Consider the following 17,991-nt stretch of genomic DNA (forward strand, 5'->3'; position numbering starts at 1 on the left):
CTCAAGTCAAGAAAGGCCGCGGCCCGCGTGGGCGCGCCGAGGGGAGCAAGCTTATCGGTTGCCGATGTGACAGCCGTGCGAAGCGGCGGTCACCTCCTTGATGCTTCCACGGCCTGTTGCGATCCCGGCACTGTGCGGCTCGGCATGGCTGTCGGGTGCCAGTATGATATTGTTGCCACATCGTCATACTCGCCTGCTAAAGTGTGGCATTGCTGTGATTGTGATGCGGAGACGTTGTAGTGCGTGGGGCCTTGTTGCGGGTGTTTTCCGCCGCCGCATCGTCCGCCCTGTGCGCGCTTACGGCAGCGGCACACGAGCGCAACGCGGTCGCGCTCGCCGAACTTCCGCCGGTCACCGTTGCAGCGGCGGACAATCAGCATCCCAAACAGCACGCCCGCAGAAAACCGCCGAAAGACCGCGGTCTGAGCAATCAGGCAGCCGCTCGCACGGACAGCCCGACCGAGACTGGCGGTGCAACCGGCGCGGCGTCCGCCGACTCGCCCGCCTTGCAACCCACCGCCGCCAGTGCGATACGCATCACTGGCACGGAGGTGAACGCGGTCCCCTTTTCGCGGCCGGGCGAGGCGCTGGAAGTAGTGCCGGGCCTGATCGTCACGCAGCACTCCGGCGAGGGCAAGGCCAACCAATATTTCCTGCGCGGTTTCAATCTCGATCACGGCACCGATCTCGCGATCAGTGTGGACGGTATGCCCGTCAACATGCCGACCCACGGGCATGGGCAGGGCTACGCCGACATCAATTTCCTGATCCCCGAGCTGATCCAGTCGGTCAACGTCCGCAAGGGACCGTACTTCGCCGACCAGGGCGACTTCGCATCCGCCGGCGCCGTGGCGATCGACTATGCCAACAAGCTGCCGCACAACATCGCGGAGCTGACCTTCGGCAGCTTCGGTTACCGTCGCGCATTGGCCGCGGGATCGACCGCCGTGGGTGCCGGCACGCTGCTGGCGGCGGTCGAAGCGAACAAGTATGACGGACCGTGGGACGTGCCGGACGACGTCCGCAAGCTGAACGGCGTCCTGCGCTACAGCCAGGGCACCGCAACCGATGGCCTGACGCTGACGGCGATGGCCTATTCCAACGGCTGGAATTCGAGCGACCAGGTCCCGCAGCGCGCGATCGACCAGGGTCTGATCAACCGTCTCGGCTCGCTCGATCCGACCGATGGCGGCACCTCCAGCCGCTTCAGCCTGTCGAGCAACTGGGCGCAATCGAGCGCTTACGGACAGACCAATGTCAGCGCCTATGTGGTGCGCTCCGACCTGCGGCTGTTCAACAATTTCACCTACTTCCTCGACAACCCCGTCAATGGCGACCAGTTCAGCCAGCTCGACGCTCGGACGCTCGGCGGCTTCGACCTGCGGCATTCGTTCGACTGGCGCTTCGGCGGGCTCGTATCGCAGACCCGTGTCGGCGTGCAGACCCGCTACGACGATATCCATGTCGGGCTGTTCAAGACCGAGCAGCGCTCATGGCTTTCGACCGTGCGCGACGACCGCGTGCAGGAGGGCAATGTCGGCCTCTGGACCGATACGACCACACACTGGAACGACTGGCTGCACACCACGGTCGGCATTCGCGAGGATATTTTCGCCGGGCACGTCTTCAGTGACACGCCGGAAAATTCAGGCAACGCGCAGGCGTCGATGGCGAGCCCCAAGGCCGGCCTCGTGCTCGGCCCCTGGTACAAGACCGAGTTCTACGGCAATGCCGGCTACGGCCTGCACAGCAACGACATCCGCGGCGCGACGATCACCGTCGATCCCAACGACAAGACGACCCCGCTCGACCGCGTGCCCCTGCTGGTGCGCTCGCGCGGCGCCGAGCTCGGCATTCGCACCAAGGTGATCGACGGTCTCACCAGCTCGCTGGCCGTCTTCGTGCTCGACTTCGACTCGGAGCTGTTGTTCGTCGGCGACGCCGGCACCACCGAGCCGAGCCGGCCCAGCCGCCGCGTCGGCTTCGAGTGGACGAACCAGTACAAGCCGTTGCCGTGGATAACGATCGATCTCGATGTGGCCCAGACCCACGCGCGCTTCACCGATTTCGACCCGGCGGGGGCCTACATCCCCGGTGCGCCCGCGTGGGTGGCCAGCAGTGCGATCACGCTCGGCGGCGACACCGGCTGGTTCGGCAGCCTGAAGGCGCGCTATTTCGGTCCGCGTCCTCTCATCGAAGACGACAGCGTCCGCTCGAAGTCGTCTCTCATCTTCAATGCGCGCGCCGGCTACAGGTTCGACAACGGCGTGCGCGTGCAACTCGACGTGCTCAATCTCTTCAACGCCCAGACCAACCAGATCGAATATTACTATCTGTCGCGCTTGCCCGGAGAGCCCATCGACGGCGTCGCCGATCGTCACGTCCATCCGGCCGAGCCCCTCGCGGTGCGGCTGACGGTGGCGGCAAGATTCTGATCGCAGCGGACTTGGGCATCAATGCCGGCACCGGCCCGGCTGTCACAAATCCTGAAAAAAACTGACATGGAGCGAGTGCTTCTGTCCGCGAAGGACGCGGCCGGCTGGGCGCGTTCGAGGCAGGAGTGAGGGGAATGCAATCTGAGCCGGACGGCACCGCGATCGCCTCGGCGGACCGGTTCACGCATGTGGTCCAGGACGAGGCGGGTTTCGCGCGCGGGCGTCAGGCTGCGAACCGCGCGTGGGCGTTGATCCCGATCGTGACCGCGTCGGGCTTTGCGGGTCTCGGCTACGAGATCGTGTGGACGCGCCAGTTGAGCCTTGCACTGGGCACCGAAATGATGGCGGTGCTCGGGGTCATTGCCGGATTCTTCGGCGGCCTAGCGCTGGGCGCGTTCGCACTCGACCGGCCGATCCGCCGCTCGCAATCGCCATCGCGCATCTATGCGATCCTTGAAGCCGTCATCGCCGTCTGGGGCCTGATCAGCGTCTGGCTTCTGCCCGCGGCCGGCCGCGCCCTGGCCCCGCTGCTCGGCACCGAACCGTCTGCTGTCCTGCTCTGGGCCGGCAGCCTGGCGCTGCCGACACTCGTGCTATTGCCTGCGACGATGGCCATGGGTGGAACCCTGGCCGCGCTGGAACGGATGACGAGGCAAGCGCGCGGCGAGGCCCGCGTCACGGCAGGCGTGTACGGGGCAAACACGGCCGGGGCCCTGGCCGGCACGCTCGTTTCCACATTCCTCCTGATCCCGGCGCTGGGATTTTCGGGAACGCTACTCTGCCTCGCTGCGGTCAACGCCTTCTGCGTGCTGGGCGCGCTCGCCGTCGGCCCGGCCGCAAAAGCTGATACCGAACAACGCCGGCCGGAGCGAATTCGAGACGTGCGGTTCACAATCACCTTGTTTGCGACGGGACTATTGGGAATCGCATTCGAGGTCCTGGTGGTCCGGCTCGCCGCGCAGGTGATGGAAGACACCGTCTACACCTTCGCCGGCCTCCTGGCGGCCTATCTGCTTGGCACGGCCGCAGGCAGCCTGCTCTGGCAGCGGAGCGGGCGAGATGCGAATGATGGGAATCTGCGCGGCTTGCTCGCCGCAACGGCGTTCGCCTGCATCACGGCCGCGGCGTTTGCGCCTTATGCCGGCCGCCTGGTCGAGCTCGTCTCGACTGCGGACGTCTTCGGCGAACTTGCCGTGGCGATCTCGCTGTTCCTAGTGCCCGCGACCGCAATGGGCGCACTGTTCGGCCTGCTGGCGCAACGGGTGAGCGATCAGCGCGGCTCGGTCGGATCGGCCATCGGCATCAACAGTCTCGGCGCCTGCATCGCGCCGCTGGTGGCGGCGCAAGTCCTGATCCCGGGCGTTGGCGCGTGGACAGCACTGCTTGCCGTTGCACTCGGCTATTTGCTGCTGCTGCCGCCCGGCCGCTCGGCGTTGATGTGGTCTGCGGTACCTGCGATGCTTGCGTTGGTCCTGTGGCTCAATCCCGCGTCTTCGCTCACGCGCGTGCCATCGGGCGGAAAGCTGCTTGCGGTCCGCGAAGGGCCGATGGCGACGGCCAGCGTCGTCGACGATGCCGCCGGCGTCCGCTACCTCGAGGTCAACGGGCATTTCCGGATGGGCGGAACGAGCTCAACGCGATCCGACTACCGGCAGGCGATGCTGCCGCTGCTGCTCCACGAAGCCCCGCAGCGCGCCTTGTTCCTCGGCATCGGCACCGGCGCCACAGTGGTTGGCGGAACGCAGATGCCCGGCGTGAGCGTGCGTGGCGTCGAGCTCTCGCGGGAAGTGGTGGACCTGCTGCCCTGGTTCGTCAATCCACCGCCGACTTCTGCGCCGCGTGTGACCGTGGCGGATGCCCGCCGCTACGTCGCCGCCGATACGGGCCAGAACGACGTGATCGTCGCCGACCTGTTTCATCCCGCGCTCGATGGCAGCGGCGCGCTCTACACGGTGGAGCATTTCGCCGCTGTGAAACGCCGCCTGGCGTCAGGGGGCATCTTCTGCCAGTGGCTGCCACTGTACCAGCTCGACCTGCCGTCGCTGCGTGCCATCGTCCGCGGCTTTCTCGACATCTATCCCGACGGTTCGGCCTGGCTCAATCACTACAGCGTCCGCACACCGATGCTTGCGCTCATTGGAACGCAAGGCGGCCGCCATCTCGACACCGGGGCACTGGCGGCGCGGCTTGGCAATCCCGCGATCGCATCAGCGGTTCGCCCGCTCGGATTCGAGGCACCGATCGACCTGCTCGGTCAGTATCTTGGCGGCGCGCGCGCTCTCTCCGCCTTCGCCGGCGAGGGCCCGCGCAACACGGACGACTATCCGTTCGTGACCTTCGATGCGCGGCGCAATGTCCGGGCACTCAATGCAGCGCCCTGGTCATTGCTGCTCGCCATCATCAAGGACATTCGGCCCGATCCGAATGAGCTGCTCGCTGACGGAGCCGAGCGCGACGCGCTCGGCGCACGCCTTTCCGCCTACTGGGCCGCGCGCAACCGCTTTCTCGAAGCTGGCGCGTCCCTGCCGGGCGATCCCCGCGGCGCCGCCTTGATCGAGGCGGCTTCGCCAGGCCTCATCGACGCACTTCGCCTGAGCCCCGAGTTCGATCCGGCCTACGGGCCGCTGATGGGGATGGCAAGGTCCCTGCTCGGCTCGGACCGCGCGGCGGCCGCGCGTCTGCTACGCAAGATCAACGACGCCGCGCCGTCGCGTCGCGAGGCCAGGGACCTGCTGCTTCGGGAGTTCGGCCTCAGGAACGAGTGATCGGCCGGCTCACGGCGTGAAGTTGATGCGATAGCCCCAGCAATCGAGATGATCGGGGATCGCGTTGAAAGCGATCGTGATCCGCTGCCCGCCGGGATTCCGCGGCACCTCATGGTAAAGGTAGCTCGGAAACAGCACGAGATCTCCCGGTTCGGCTTCCGGCAGGACGTACTTGCCCGCATTGAACGGCCCCATTGCGGCAGTTCGCGTATGGTGGCGGAAAGAGAAATCGGAGCCGCCGGGCGGTCGCACGAACACCGTCTTGCAGGACGGGTGCGAGTCGGTCAGATAAAAAATGCCGGAGACGAAGCTGTTTGCGTGAGAGTGCAGCGTCTGGTTTCCGCCGGTCTCCAGCATGTTGGTCCACATCTCCTTGACGGTCCAGCGCAGCTCTTCGCCGAACAGCAGAACGCCGAAATCGACCAGCTTCGGGGCAGCAAGCTCGGCGATCTGGCGGAACAGCTCGTTGTCGCGGGGATCGGCAACTTCCGTGTGGAAGAGCTGGCCTGAGCGCAAATTACCTTCGATCTTGGTGCTCCGGATCGCAGCCACGGCGGCTTCGTTCACAGATGGCGGGAGCAGCCGGGGCGAACGCAGGAGAGGAATCGGGAAGAGCGGCTCGATCTGGTCCATATCGCAATAGTCCACCTGGTCTTGAAACGCGGGCGAACAATGCGCGCGCAAAGATGACGCTGCGATGACAGCATGCAGCGTCTCGAGGGTCTCGAAAATTGCTACTCGTGGGGCCCGAGCACTTTCAGCTTTTCGCCCGCCCGCAGCTCGTGGCGCCGTTCACGCAGCTCGTCGGAGGCACGCGCCGCCATGTCGATGCATTCGTCGAACTCCCCATTGCCGGCCTCAACCAGCGCCTGATGCAAGTGCCGCTCGGCAAAGTAGCGGGAGAGATGGTCGGCCGGCAAAGCCGCCGCCAGCGCGCGCGCTTCCGCGACCGCAGCGTGGCAATCCTCCCGAGTCGGTTCGTCGGAAACGGGCGCGGCAGCGTCGGACGCGGCCATAGCACAACCAAGGCCGGCAATGATGCCCAGCGTACAGACGGTGATACGAAGCAGGTACATGTCGAGGTACCGGCCGAAACCGGCCTTCCAGAAAAGTGCGGCGGGACGCAATGATTGTTGCGTCCCGCCGGATGGTCTCACGTCCCGTTAGTGGTGGTCGTGATGATGATCGTCGTCGTGATCGTGGTCGTTGTCGTTGTCGGCGCGCTGCCCGAGCCGCCGCGCCAGTTCCGTGTTGGTCTCGACCAGGAGCTTCGGCGAGCCTTCCGGCCTGATGAAGATCGGATTGGCGTAGAACCAGACGTTCGAATAGGCCTGAACGTCGTGGGTCACCTTCTTGGCGCCGTTCACCACGTCGAGGTGCGCCGGGCACGCCGGATCGGTGCAGCTGACCTGGGCGTTGTTGGCATCGAGCAGCGGATTTCCGGCGGTGTCGCTGACGTTCGGCGTCCCGTTCGGAATGTTGGTTCCGCGCGCGCGGATGTAGAACGGCTTGGGGCCAGCGAGGAACGTCGTCGTGAACTTCAGCCGTACGCCGTCACGATCGCGATGCTCGCGCTGCATCTGCGATGAGGAGATCTGCCGGGCTATGGTCGCCGACGAATTGTACACGATCGCCGCGCCGGCCGTGCCCGCGGCATTCGCCACCGCGTAGTTCGGCGCGTCGGGCGCAACGACGCCGGTGATCTGGCCGGTGATCAGATCGACGTGGTCGAGCGAGGGCTTGTTCAGCGGCTGCTTCAGGCCCAGCGACGCCAGCAGCGGATTGTCGAACGTGTAGGGACTGTTGTTCTCCTTCGGGACGGTCATCTCCATCTCGACCGTGATCTTTTCGCCGGGCCTCACGACCAGCGTCTCGCCCATGGTCTTCCAGTCGTCGCCGCGCGTCTTGGCGCGGAACACCAGATCCGGACCGATCAGGTCGGCGTTGACCGAGTAAGAGTTGCCCGAACGCATGCCATCGACGACGTGCTGCGACGAGAACCGTCCGGCATTGGGAACATAGAGCTTGGTGTACTCGCCGGGGATGAAATCGGCCGTCGTGAAGGAATCGCGGGCGCCGCCGGCGCCGCGGCTGTGCCAGTCGGAGCTGACATAGATGAAGAAGTTACGGCCTTCGCCCAGCAGTCCGTCCCAGAGGCCGCCAACCTTCGCGGTGTAGATGCCGGCCATGCCGTACGTGCCGCCGCCGACCGCGCTGGCGGTGTACGAGCCGGAACCACCGCTGGCACCGCCTTCGGCGAAGTGACCGGGCGATTCGATGCCGAACGCAACCGTCGGACCCGCGTTGTTGAAGTCGCGGAAGTGCTCGATGTTGTAGCCCCGGTTGGCGGTCGCACTGAACGGACCCTGGCGTTCGGTGTGGGTCGGGATGACATAGGATTGCAGCGGATAGTTGGTCTGCAACCACTTGATACCCGTGATCGCCTTCTGGTGGCCCGCGGTGCCGGCGTTGTTGACGTTGTCCTTGCCGGGCCAGAGCTGATTGCTGCCGGCGTCGATGACGGGACCGATCGCATCGGTGTCGGCGCGGTCGAAGCGGTATTCGAATTCCGCCATCTTGTCCGCGTTGCCGGGTCCCTTCTTCCGGTGCGTCGGGTGCTGGCCGGTAATGACGGCGACGTCGGCGTGTTCATGGCCGGGCGCAATCCACTCGAGTCCTTCGATCAGCACCTTCTCGTACTGCGACGAGCGATTGACGATGGTCGGATACTCGATCTCGCGGATCGACTGCCAGCGCCACATCTGCGCGCCGGTGCCGCTGCCGTTCGGGGTGCCCTTCAGGCTGGAGATCGTGATTCCGTCGATGGTCTGGCCGAGCGTCTGGCTCCAGGTCGTGGTGGTCTGCCCCGGAAGGTTGGCGCTGGTGTCGCTGAAGCGGCAGTCACGGTTGCCGGAACCGCCGTGGTTGCCGAGCGTGAACCAGTCGAGGTCGAAATTGTTTCCACCGGCGGACGCGGTGCCGCGCCCGACCGCGCGATCGATCGTATAGCCGGCGGCAACCGAGCCGTCCGTGCAGGTGTTGTGGTTGTGCATGTCACCGGCAACGTAGGGATTGCCGCGACGGTCGTCGCGCCCAAATCCCTCGGCTGCGGCGCTCTGAGTCAGCGCCAGGGATGCCGACGCAGCGGTCAACAGGATCGTCTTGCCAGATGGAAACATCTATCGCCTCATTTCAAGTCAGTTATCGCGAAACGGTAGAAAGTCCGGGGATTGGGGATCATTAGCCCCAACTACGCCAGCGGACTCCCTGCAACCTCAATGATGAACAGAGTTCCGATACAGCTTCGTGAAGGATTTGTGTTCGCGCGACGCAACGCTGCACTTTCGTGAAGCATCTTGCCTCGCGCGCGCGGCCGTTGCATTTCCGCGTCACGTGAGCGATTGAAGATGACGAAGCGTGCTGCTGCATCATGCGGCGGCGCGCGCTGTGAGAATTTTGTGACAAACGCATGTCAATGCCGGCGACATCAGTAGAAGTGCAGTCCATTGCGATATCGCGCGCGGAAGCTCCGGATCCGGGCGCCGATGCTGCCGGTGGCGCAGCGACGCGTTCGCGCTCCCTCGCCTCGACGCTTGCACGGTTCTTGCGCGAGCCGCTGCTGCACTTCACCCTGCTGGGTGCGATCATCTTCGGCATCGACGCCGTATTACATCCGCCCGCCAAGGACGAGAAGGTCATCATCGTCACCAAGACGATGCGCCAGTCCTTCATCGATAATTTCGACGAGGACAAGGAACGCACCCCATCCGAGGCGCAGCTCCAGAAGATGATCGACAGCTGGGTCGCGAGCGAAATCCTCTACCGTGAAGGCAAGGCGCTTGCCGTGGACCGCGGCGACGAGACGATCCGCGACCGGATTGCCTACAAGATGCAGTTGCTGATCTTCGACCAGATCCGCGTCCCGCGCCCCTCCGACGAGCAGCTGCGCGTGTGGTTCGCTGAAAACCACGCCCGCTTCGACGAGCCGGAGCTGGTTTCGTTCTACATCACCCCGCCCACGGATCAGGCCACGGCGCAGCGTCAGCTCGACGATATCGTCGGGCAGCGCGAATCCGAGGAGCTGCAGCATCTCACGCGCGCGATCCTCGCTCGCCCGGTCGCAAGTCTCGCCGTGTCCTTCGGCGAGGATTTCCGTGATCGACTGCTGGCGATGCCGGAGGGCGAATGGAAGCTGCTGCAATCCAAGGACGGCTGGCACGTCGCCCGGCTGGATTCGCGGCGTCCCGGAAATCTTGCCAGCCTCGACAAGGTCAGGGACGAGGCCGCCAGGATCTGGCACACGGATGAGACCCGCAAGCTGGCCTGGGAAGCGGTCACGCGGCTGAAGGCGTCCTATCAGGTGCGGTACGAGCCGTGACGGCGATCCGATATCTGCGGCCAGCGCTGCTGGTCTTGACTTTGGTGCTGGCTGCGCTCGTCCGGCCCTCGGCGCTGAATGCGCACGAGGCGGCGATGGGTGTGCTCGAATTCCGCGAGGTGCGGCCCGGCGCATTCGTCGGCCGCTGGAGCATCGAGCCCTCGATCGGCGCATCCCGGGTCGATCTCAAGGTGCCGCCCCACTGTTTTCTCCGCCTGCCCGAAATGAATTGCGGCCAGAAGGGGCTGGTTGGCTCGATCACCATCTCCAATCTCGGCTCCAACATGTCGGTTGTCCTGATCAAGGTCATCCCGATCACCGGGGAGCCGCGCAGCTACACCATTTCGACCGCCAATCCCGTCGTCTCCATTCTTGGCACCGGCGCCCCGACGCTCGAGGCGTGGATCGAGCTGGCGAAAACCTATGTGAATTACGGGATCGATCACATCCTGCTCGGCGCCGATCACCTGCTGTTCGTGCTCGGCCTGATCTGGATCGTAGGCGGCGGCTGGCGCTTGGTGAAGACGATCACGGCCTTCACGATCGGGCACAGCGCCTCGCTTGCCGCGGCAGCCTTCGGCCTGATCGGCGTGCCGGAACGCCCGCTCAACGCCTGTATCGCATTGAGCATCGCGTTCGTCGGGGTGGAAATCGTCAAGCAGCAGCGCGGCGAGATCGGACTCACCGCCCGCTATCCCTGGATCGTGGCATTCAGCTTCGGTCTGGTTCATGGCATCGGCTTCGCGAGCGCCCTGGCGGGACTTGGGCTCGAACGCCGCCTTCTTCCTGCAGCGTTGCTGTTCTTCAACCTCGGCGTGGAGATCGGACAGCTTGCCTTCGTACTGCTCGTGCTCGCATTGATCTGGGCGCACCGACGGCTTGATGCCGTCGTGCCGCGCTGGGGCGAGGCCCTCCCGGCCTACCTCATCGGGTCGGTATCGATGTTCTGGTTCTTCGGCCGTCTGGCGCGCGTGTTCGCCGCGATCTAAGCGAGAGTCGCAAACAATGTCTTTACGCATCCCCCGAGCCCTCACGACCGCGATCGTTTCGTTCGCACTGACGCAGCCGGCTCTCGCGCACGAGCAGGCTGGCGTGGCGGGCGGCGTCGTCAGCGGCTTGCTCCATCCGGTCACCGGCATCGACCATCTGATCGCAATGGTGGCCGTCGGGATCTGGGGCGCGCAGCTCGGCGCCCCCGCAATCTGGATCCTGCCGATCACCTTCCCGCTCGTCATGGCGGTCGGCGGGGTTTTGGGCGTGCTGCATGTTCCGCTTCCGATACCGGAGGTGATGATTGCCGTCTCGGCCGTGATCCTGGGCGTCGCCGTTGCGGCCCGGCTGCGTCTGCCCTTTTCCGCTGCTGCCGTCGTCGTTGCGATCTTTGCGATCTTTCACGGTCATGCGCACGGCGCCGAGCTTCCGCGCGCGGCGAATGCGCTGGCCTACGGCGTCGGCTTCGTCACCGCCACCGGCCTCTTGCACCTGCTCGGCATCACGATCGGCGCGTTGACGCGCTGGCCCGCAGGCGAGCGCGTCATTCAGGGACTCGGGGCGGGTATCGCGGGAATTGGCTGCTATTTCCTCGCACAGGGCGTCGGAGCCCTTGCATGAACGTGAATTGCACTCGCCTATTAATGACCACAGCGATGCTGCTGGCCGGCGCAAGCACCGCCGAGGCGCATATCGTCGCGGCGCGCCTCGGCGATTTCTACATGGGTGTCGTACATCCCCTCACCGATCTTCAGGATGTCGTTCTCTGGACTGCGACCGGCGTGCTGGCCGGTACGCTTGGAGCCGCCAAGGGGCGCTGGCTCATCGCGGTGTTTCCGCTTGGACTACTGGTCGGGTTGGCTCTTGGACAGGTTTTCAGCACGACTTCCACACAGCTTTCGGACGCGGCAATGATGCTCGCGATCGGCCTGCTGCTCGCGGCAGCGGCGCAGGTGCCCGCATTCATGCTGTGCGCGATTGCCTTCGCAGTCGCCGTGATACGGGGCGCTGCGAACAACGCCGACCTCGGGCCTGAAACCGACCGGTTGCTGTTTGCGGCAGGATTGGCTTGCGTAGGTTACGGGGCCATCACGCTGGCAATGGCGCTGACCGCCGTATTCACGAATTCGGACGGCGTAGCGTCTTGGCGAACCATCGCCGTCCGTGCACTTGGAGGCTGGATCGCGGCTATCGGTCTGATGATGGCGAGCCTTGTTCTCGCGTCGTGAGAGGCCGCGAAGGCGCCCGACGTATGGATGAGGATTGGACCCTTCCCGGTTTCCGTTGAGTGCTCCTCAAGCCCCTGGATAATGGCCCTCGCGCTCGCCTGGTGATCGCAGTGCGTCGTGTTGAAAACGACGTCGGCTCGCGCCGATTCCGTTCTCAGCAGTTGATGATCGTCCAGCGTCCCCACAATGGGATCTATCCCAATCTCCCGCATCTTCTCGGCATCGTCGTTCAGCGGAACCAGCGCTGAAATCGCAAATTCACGCAGGTAATTGCGCGAGAGCATCAGTTGGAGAAATGTTTCGCCGATATATCCGGTGCCACCCGTGATGAAGATGATGGGCTTGCTAGGACTGTGCGTCGTGGATCCTCACGTGCCAGCTCAAGGCCCGCCTCGAAGTGATTCTCTATCGCCGTCAGAACGGCAGGCAGGTGGACTTCCATCGACGATTTGCCTGCACAGCGCCCGGATACGGCGTCCAGAGCCCGCCCCCAAGCATTGCGACATGGTCGCCGTCAGCGTAGCGGCCCCATGACTGCCCGTATTGGACAATCGTGCGCATGTTGGATGTGAGGTCGGCAGAACAAGGACGAGGCTGGCAGAGCAGCCCCAACTTTCAATTTGCCTCCGGGAAATGCCAGCCTGTCCATGAGTCGCGGCGCGCCACGCGACTGCGCAAGGCAGGCCTCGATGGTACCCGCCTGTCCATCGGCTCAAACCAGCAGCACTCCGCACTCAATCCCTGGAGCTCGTTGGGACTACGGGCTCTCGCCACATGAGCTGATGAACCGGCCCGAGCCCTCTTGCGCTTGCCCCGCATAGGCGGATGCTCGGCAATGATCGGCCGCGCCACGGGTTTCGATTCCGCCATGGAGTCAGCCGAGGAATCAGCGTGCATTTGATCCGTCCTCTCATCAGGCGGCCGCTCGGCCAATTCCTGGATCGGCACCACCCCGATGGACGATGGCGGCATTGTCGGCTGGCTGGTATCCAGGACAACCTTTTCCGGCCAATTGCGCGCGGATGCGATCCGGATCGTGGCTGCATCGATACCATTCGCCCGATCGGGAAATCTGTCCGGCAGCTTCGGCAGAGACCAGCCAATTATCAGCAGAAGAGCAGCGAGTGCGCCGCCGACAACGGCAAAGTACCTTGCCATGGGCAGAGCCGATGGCTCCGGCAATCTCGGCAATCTCGATCGACCCATCACAGCAATGCCTGGCCACTCTCACGCAGTGCGGCACGCCATGCCACCGCTGGGGGAACGACCTCGACTAGAGGAAGTTTTCCTTCACCATTTCCCAGACGTCGCCTCCGCGACCGTGCAGGACGGCGCGGGCGGAATAGAGCGCCATCCCGATTGCAGGCTCGACCTGCATGAATGGCGGCATGACGAGCTGCATCGGGTTGACATGCACGTGCAGAAGCGCGGGTCCCGGTTGCGCCAGCCAGTCCTTGACCGCGGTCTCCAATTCGCCCGCGTTCGAAACGGTCTGGCCCCAGAGACCCAGCGCGCGCGCAACGCCTGCGAAATTCGGGTTCTTCAGCTTCGTGAAGGTATCGAGCATGCCCTCGGCCTTTTGCTCGATCTCGACGAAGCCGAGCTTGCCGTTGTCGTAGACGGCGATCTTGACGGGCAACTCCTGTTGGACGATCGTCATCAGATCTCCGAACAGCATCGAGATTCCACCGTCGCCGGCCATGCACACGACCTGTCGGCCGGGTTCTGCCTTTTGGAGCCCAATGGACGACGGCATGCCATTGGCCATCGTTCCATGAAGCAGGCTTGCGAAAATGCGGCGCTGGCCGTTTGCCTCGATATGGCGATAGGCCCAGGCCGCCGGGGTACCGTCGTCGGCCGTGAACAGCGCATCCTTTGCCGCATGGCGGCTGATCACCTGCGTCAGATAGCTCCCCGGAATACTGCCATCGTGGCCTGCAGCGACCTTGGCCCGCTCGGCCTCCCGATAATTCGCGTAGCGCTGAACGTACGCGCTTCGGAACGAGGCGTCGCTGCGCGCGGCCAGCTTCGGCAACAGCGCCTCCAGCGTCGCCTTCACATCGCCGACAACGCCCTTCGTGATCGGATGACGGCGCCCCAGATGGGTGGGGTCGATATCGACCTGCACGATCTTGGCCTTGTCCGGGTAGAATTGCCGCCAGGCGAAGTCGGCGCCGAGCATCAGCAATGCATCGCAATCCAGCAAGGCATGGTAGCCGGCCTCGTTGCCGAGCATCCCGGTCATTCCAATGTTGGAGGGATTGTCAAACTCGAGGAAGTCCTTTGCGCGCGACGTATGCGCGATCGGTGCCTTCAGCCTGTCGGCGACCGCGAGAATTTCCTGATGGGCTCCCTTACAGCCCGATCCGCCATACACCACGACATTTTCGCTGTTGTTGAGGATATCCGCGATCTCGCCGAGATCCGCATCGTTCGGCCGCGTGACGGGTCTGGCGACGTGCACCGCATAAGGGACGCTGTCATTCACGACCGAGGCCGAGATATCCGCCGGCACGATCAATACGGCAACCCCGCGTTTCGCCAGAGCCGTCTGGCAGGCGATGACCGTCTTCCGTCGCGCTTGTTCCGGGGTGTGGATCATGTCGCAGAAGACGCTGCAATCCCTGTAAACCTGCTTGAAGTCGACCTCCTGGATGAATTCGAAGCCAAGTTCGTCGCGAATGATCTGACTTGCGATCAAGATGACGGGGGCGCGGTTGCGATTGGCTTCGAATATCCCGTTGATGAAATGCAAGCTTCCGGGACCGCAACTGCCGGCAACAGCGGTCAGGCGATCGGCGACCTGCGCCTCAGCCTGCGCGGCGAACGCCCCCGCCTCCTCGTGTCTCATCGAGATCCACTCGATCTCGCTTTTTTCGAGCGAGCGGGCGATCAGATTGAGGGTGTCGCCGACGACGCCGTAACAGTGCTTGACGCCTGCGCTTTGCAAGGTCTCAACAATGATATCCGCGACCAGCTTGCCCATGACATTCAACCTTGGCTATGACCGTTCCTGCCACAGCGTGCGCCCAACTGTGCTGTCAGGGCTTGGATCAAAATGCGAGGACTTGAACCCGCCTGCGCAGACGGCGCACGGCTTCGGATGGCGCACCTTTCAGCCGACGTCCTCGGCTCCGGATCGGAGTTGACCGAGCATTTGAACCGCGCGATTGCGGGCAGGAAATGAAATTCCGGCCGGCACGCGATCAAGACTCGCGCTGAGATATTCATAAGCTTCCGGCAAGCGGTCCTGTTTCAGCAACAGCCCGGCCAGGTCCGTCGCGGCCGTCAATTCGAACAGGGTGGCGGACTGGCGTTTGGCCCAGTCGATTGCCGACAGCAGGCTTTCTTTGGCGTCGAAATGATCCTCCGCAGATCGAGACGCCAGGATGCGCCCTTTCATCCTGAACAGGGCGGGCATGTGCAACAATTTTCCGGCGCGCCGCTGTTGCTCGATTGCATTCGCCGTGAGGGTCAGTGCCTGCTCATGCTCACCAAGATCCGCAAGCGCCTCGGCCAGATCGCAGGTAAAATCCATGTTCAGCATCTCATGATTCTGGACGTGAAGGTCATCCAGAGCACTCTTCAACAATTGGATCGCTTCGATGCGCATGTCCTGAAGAAGCAGCCATTGGCCCTTCAGGCCAGCCGCTATGGCGCGATATGGCATCAGGGAATGCGCGACGGAGAGCTCACTCAGCTCACCGATGTACTGATCTGATTGACCCAGATCCGCCATGGCCAGAAACACAGGAAGAACCAAAGCCAGGGATCGGCACAACGTGGCGGGGTTGCCTGACCTCTTGGCCTCCTCTCTGGCGCGCCTTGCATAGTCCAGCGATTGGTCGAGCAAGCCCCTGTACAGGAGCGAACGTGTCATGCCGACGAGCAGGAAGCTCGTATAATGAAAGAGATATGGTTCCGATCGAGAACGCGGTCTGGACGCCAGGTGCCGGAGACCGGCTTCGCAATGTAGCTGTGTGGCGAGATGATTTCCCGACAGATGTTCGGAGGCCGCCAGCATTGCTTCCGCCAGCGCCATGTCGTCGTGAGTTCCCGTTGTCGACGCCAGTTTCTTGCTCCGGGTGGCGATCTCGCTCGCACCTCGGATGTCCATGGTCCAGTGCGAATACATGAAAAGACCGCTTAGAACCCTCAGCTCCTGAGCTAGATCGCCCTGCTCGATTGCAATATCCAGCGCGTTCGCGAAAGCAATCCGCACGCGTCGATCGTTGCTTTCCGTATGCATCAAAGCCAGCGGGATTGATGCGGAGATCTCCATGGCGAAGCGGGAGTATTGATGCGGGCTTCCCAGGTCTGCCATTGCGCGCTCGGCCCATGCCTGGCACTCGATCAGCAACGACAACTCCAGAAACACCTGTGTGGAAGCGGCGGCCAGTCTCGTTGCCGTCTCGGCATCGCCGCGCGGTCCAAAGCTCCATTCGAGCGCCGCACGGACGTTGCTCAATTGGTCGGAATAGGCCGCGGCTCTTTCGGCGCCTGGCAGGCTCGATAGAGCCTCCCTCAGTGTTTCGAGATGTCCGGCGAGGTATTCCGCATGCCGACCGAAGACCATATCGACTTCGTCGTGTTCTTCCAGTTTTTCCAGTGCGTATGCCCGGGTCGTGTTCGGCAGGCGATACTGCGCCTGCGCGACATCGATCCGAGTTGCTATCAATGACTTCTCGACCAGCCCTGCGACAGCGTCGAAGGTTTCCTCGACTCCCACACCGGGTTCACCGGCAACAGACCGCGCGCCATCGAGGGTGAAATGTCCGACGAAAGGAGCGATGCGTCGAAAGACGATCCTCTCCGCGTCGGACAGCAGATCGTAGCTCCAATCCAGTGTCGCCTTGAGCGTCCGATGTCTGGCGACTGCCGTTCGATGGCTCAGTCGCAGCAATTCCAGCCGGGACACCAGGAGGTCAACCGTGTTCTCGAGGCCAAGGGCGGCGACCTGCCCCGCGGCCAGCTCGATCGCCAGCGGAATCCCATCCAGCTTTCGGCATATGTCCGCGACGAATGGCGCCTCCTTGTCGGTGAGAACGACGCGACCCGCTCGCGTAGCCACGCGCCGTACGAACAGCTGCACTGCCGGATATCGCAGCACTGCATTTGCCGTCTGCTCCGAGTCGTCTGGCGGAAAATCGAGAGGAGGAACCCGGCAGCAATGTTCACCCTCGACTTTCAACAATTCCCGGCTCGTGGTCAGAACATGAATCTGTTCCGTTTGCTGATAGAGTTGTTCGGCAAGCGAGGCGACCGCCTCGATCACATGCTCGCAGCTGTCGAGTATGATGAGGAGCTTTCGCGACCGGATGAGGTCGACCAGCTCCGGGCCAGGATCTTTCGATTTGAGTGAAAGCCCCAGGGAGGTCGCAACGGCCGCAGCGACATGGTGCGGATCGGTGAGGCTTTCCAGATCGACAAAATAGATCTCGCTGCCGAGCGCCCGGGCGACGACGCGGCCGACGGCCAGAGCGATGGTTGTCTTGCCGATGCCGCCGGGGCCGAGCAGTGTCACGAACCGGTCATTTTGAAGCCTGTCGCCGACCTCGGTGACGAACGTCTCGCGTCCGATCATCATGATCGGTCGCACCGGAAGCCTGCCCTGGTGCCTGGACCTGGCGGTCCTGCCTTCCGTGGCGCCCCCAAGGGAGGCCAATGTGCCGACGAACGAGTAGCCCCGTCCCTTGATGTTTGCGATGTAGCGGTTGCCGAATTGGCCGTCACCAAGCGCCTTGCGAATCGCGGCTACGTGGACCCGGATGCTCCCCTCTTCGACCGTCACGTCCGGCCAGACGTGATCGATCAACTCCTGCTTTGCGATCACCTTGCCGGGGCGCTCGGCAAGGTAGATCAGGATGTCGAGGGCCCTGCTGCCGAGGGGCAGCGCCACGCCGTCGCGCCGAAGCGCCCTCTCTTTGCTCGAAAGCTCGAACGGGCCAAACCGCAGATTTCCACGAGGCTCATCGTCAGCCATGGCTGTTAGCAGGGGCTTGGGATGCTTTTCCTGGATGTTCGTTGGTCCGCGCGAAACCCAAGCGTGCGATCTTGATAGACATCAGCTTGCTTTCGGCTCCACGCGCGGATCTGAAGGGATCAGCACGCGGCGACCGGCATGCAGACTGCATACAACCGACAACGCCCGGCGCTTCCCTCTCGCTGACAGAGATCGTACAATTTCACCATGG

The 17,991-nt window shown here is 63.6% G+C and carries 11 protein-coding genes and 1 pseudogene; 6 read left to right on the plus strand and 6 right to left on the minus strand.

Annotated features, from left to right (window positions below):
* Positions 1–239 precede the first annotated feature (239 nt).
* Positions 240–2,435, plus strand: coding sequence for a TonB-dependent receptor (locus ABIB95_RS00165; RefSeq protein WP_354237470.1), 2,196 nt, complete (start codon positions 240–242; stop codon positions 2,433–2,435).
* A 134-nt stretch (positions 2,436–2,569) separates the two neighbouring features.
* Positions 2,570–5,200 (plus strand): spermidine synthase, encoded by a 2,631-nt coding sequence (locus ABIB95_RS00170; protein ID WP_354237471.1) that lies wholly within the window; start codon positions 2,570–2,572, stop codon positions 5,198–5,200.
* A gap of 9 nt (positions 5,201–5,209) precedes the next feature.
* Here the strand turns inward: ABIB95_RS00170 and ABIB95_RS00175 are convergent, their stop codons facing one another.
* From ABIB95_RS00175 to ABIB95_RS00185, 3 genes are all read right to left on the minus strand, one after another.
* On the minus strand, positions 5,210–5,833 hold the full coding sequence (locus ABIB95_RS00175; RefSeq protein WP_028149847.1) for a putative 2OG-Fe(II) oxygenase: 624 nt from the start codon (positions 5,831–5,833) through the stop codon (positions 5,210–5,212).
* A 101-nt stretch (positions 5,834–5,934) separates the two neighbouring features.
* On the minus strand, positions 5,935–6,327 hold the full coding sequence (locus tag ABIB95_RS00180) for a hypothetical protein (RefSeq protein WP_354237472.1): 393 nt from the start codon (positions 6,325–6,327) through the stop codon (positions 5,935–5,937).
* Between the two features lie 36 nt (positions 6,328–6,363).
* Positions 6,364–8,379: a hypothetical protein gene (locus tag ABIB95_RS00185; protein WP_354237473.1), complete on the minus strand. Its 2,016-nt coding sequence runs from the start codon at positions 8,377–8,379 to the stop codon at positions 6,364–6,366.
* 290 nt (positions 8,380–8,669) lie between these two features.
* Here ABIB95_RS00185 and ABIB95_RS00190 point away from each other — a divergent pair, with 290 nt between their 5' ends.
* The 4 genes from ABIB95_RS00190 to ABIB95_RS00205 are packed head-to-tail and all read left to right on the plus strand — an operon-like array spanning position 8,670 to position 11,797.
* A complete protein-coding gene (locus ABIB95_RS00190; RefSeq protein ID WP_354237474.1) occupies positions 8,670–9,578 on the plus strand; it encodes a peptidylprolyl isomerase in 909 nt (302 codons plus the stop codon).
* On the plus strand, positions 9,575–10,567 hold the full coding sequence (locus tag ABIB95_RS00195; protein ID WP_038942328.1) for a HupE/UreJ family protein: 993 nt from the start codon (positions 9,575–9,577) through the stop codon (positions 10,565–10,567). The genes ABIB95_RS00190 and ABIB95_RS00195 overlap by 4 nt, the downstream gene beginning before the upstream one ends.
* A 16-nt stretch (positions 10,568–10,583) precedes the next feature.
* On the plus strand, positions 10,584–11,189 hold the full coding sequence (locus ABIB95_RS00200; protein ID WP_354117714.1) for a HupE/UreJ family protein: 606 nt from the start codon (positions 10,584–10,586) through the stop codon (positions 11,187–11,189).
* Positions 11,186–11,797, plus strand: coding sequence for a HupE/UreJ family protein (locus ABIB95_RS00205; RefSeq protein ID WP_354237475.1), 612 nt, complete (start codon positions 11,186–11,188; stop codon positions 11,795–11,797). The genes ABIB95_RS00200 and ABIB95_RS00205 overlap by 4 nt, the downstream gene beginning before the upstream one ends.
* A gap of 110 nt (positions 11,798–11,907) precedes the next feature.
* Here the strand turns inward: ABIB95_RS00205 and ABIB95_RS00210 are convergent.
* The 3 genes and pseudogenes from ABIB95_RS00210 to ABIB95_RS00220 form a co-directional block, all read right to left on the minus strand.
* A pseudogene (locus ABIB95_RS00210) lies at positions 11,908–12,135 on the minus strand (NmrA family NAD(P)-binding protein); the annotation flags it as partial.
* Between the two features lie 935 nt (positions 12,136–13,070).
* Positions 13,071–14,783 (minus strand): thiamine pyrophosphate-dependent enzyme, encoded by a 1,713-nt coding sequence (locus ABIB95_RS00215; protein ID WP_354237476.1) that lies wholly within the window; start codon positions 14,781–14,783, stop codon positions 13,071–13,073.
* 129 nt (positions 14,784–14,912) lie between these two features.
* Positions 14,913–17,780 carry an ATP-binding protein gene (locus ABIB95_RS00220; protein ID WP_354237477.1) on the minus strand — a complete coding sequence of 956 codons (2,868 nt, stop codon included), beginning with the start codon at positions 17,778–17,780 and terminating at the stop codon, positions 14,913–14,915.
* Positions 17,781–17,991: the final 211 nt, after the last annotated feature.

Source organism: Bradyrhizobium sp. LA2.1, from assembly GCF_040547725.1.
Lineage (GTDB): Bacteria > Pseudomonadota > Alphaproteobacteria > Rhizobiales > Xanthobacteraceae > Bradyrhizobium > Bradyrhizobium barranii.

What these genes read in the sequence shown, in the direction of transcription:
- ABIB95_RS00170 (WP_354237471.1), top strand. Translation starts at nt 2,570, where the DNA reads ATGCAATCTGAGCCGGACGGCACCGCGATCGCCTCGGCGGACCGGTTC.
- ABIB95_RS00175 (WP_028149847.1), bottom strand. Translation starts at nt 5,833, where the DNA reads ATGGACCAGATCGAGCCGCTCTTCCCGATTCCTCTCCTGCGTTCGCCC.
- ABIB95_RS00185 (WP_354237473.1), bottom strand. Translation starts at nt 8,379, where the DNA reads ATGTTTCCATCTGGCAAGACGATCCTGTTGACCGCTGCGTCGGCATCC.
- ABIB95_RS00190 (WP_354237474.1), top strand. Translation starts at nt 8,670, where the DNA reads ATGTCAATGCCGGCGACATCAGTAGAAGTGCAGTCCATTGCGATATCG.
- ABIB95_RS00200 (WP_354117714.1), top strand. Translation starts at nt 10,584, where the DNA reads ATGTCTTTACGCATCCCCCGAGCCCTCACGACCGCGATCGTTTCGTTC.
- ABIB95_RS00205 (WP_354237475.1), top strand. Translation starts at nt 11,186, where the DNA reads ATGAACGTGAATTGCACTCGCCTATTAATGACCACAGCGATGCTGCTG.
- ABIB95_RS00215 (WP_354237476.1), bottom strand. Translation starts at nt 14,783, where the DNA reads ATGGGCAAGCTGGTCGCGGATATCATTGTTGAGACCTTGCAAAGCGCA.
- ABIB95_RS00220 (WP_354237477.1), bottom strand. Translation starts at nt 17,780, where the DNA reads ATGGCTGACGATGAGCCTCGTGGAAATCTGCGGTTTGGCCCGTTCGAG.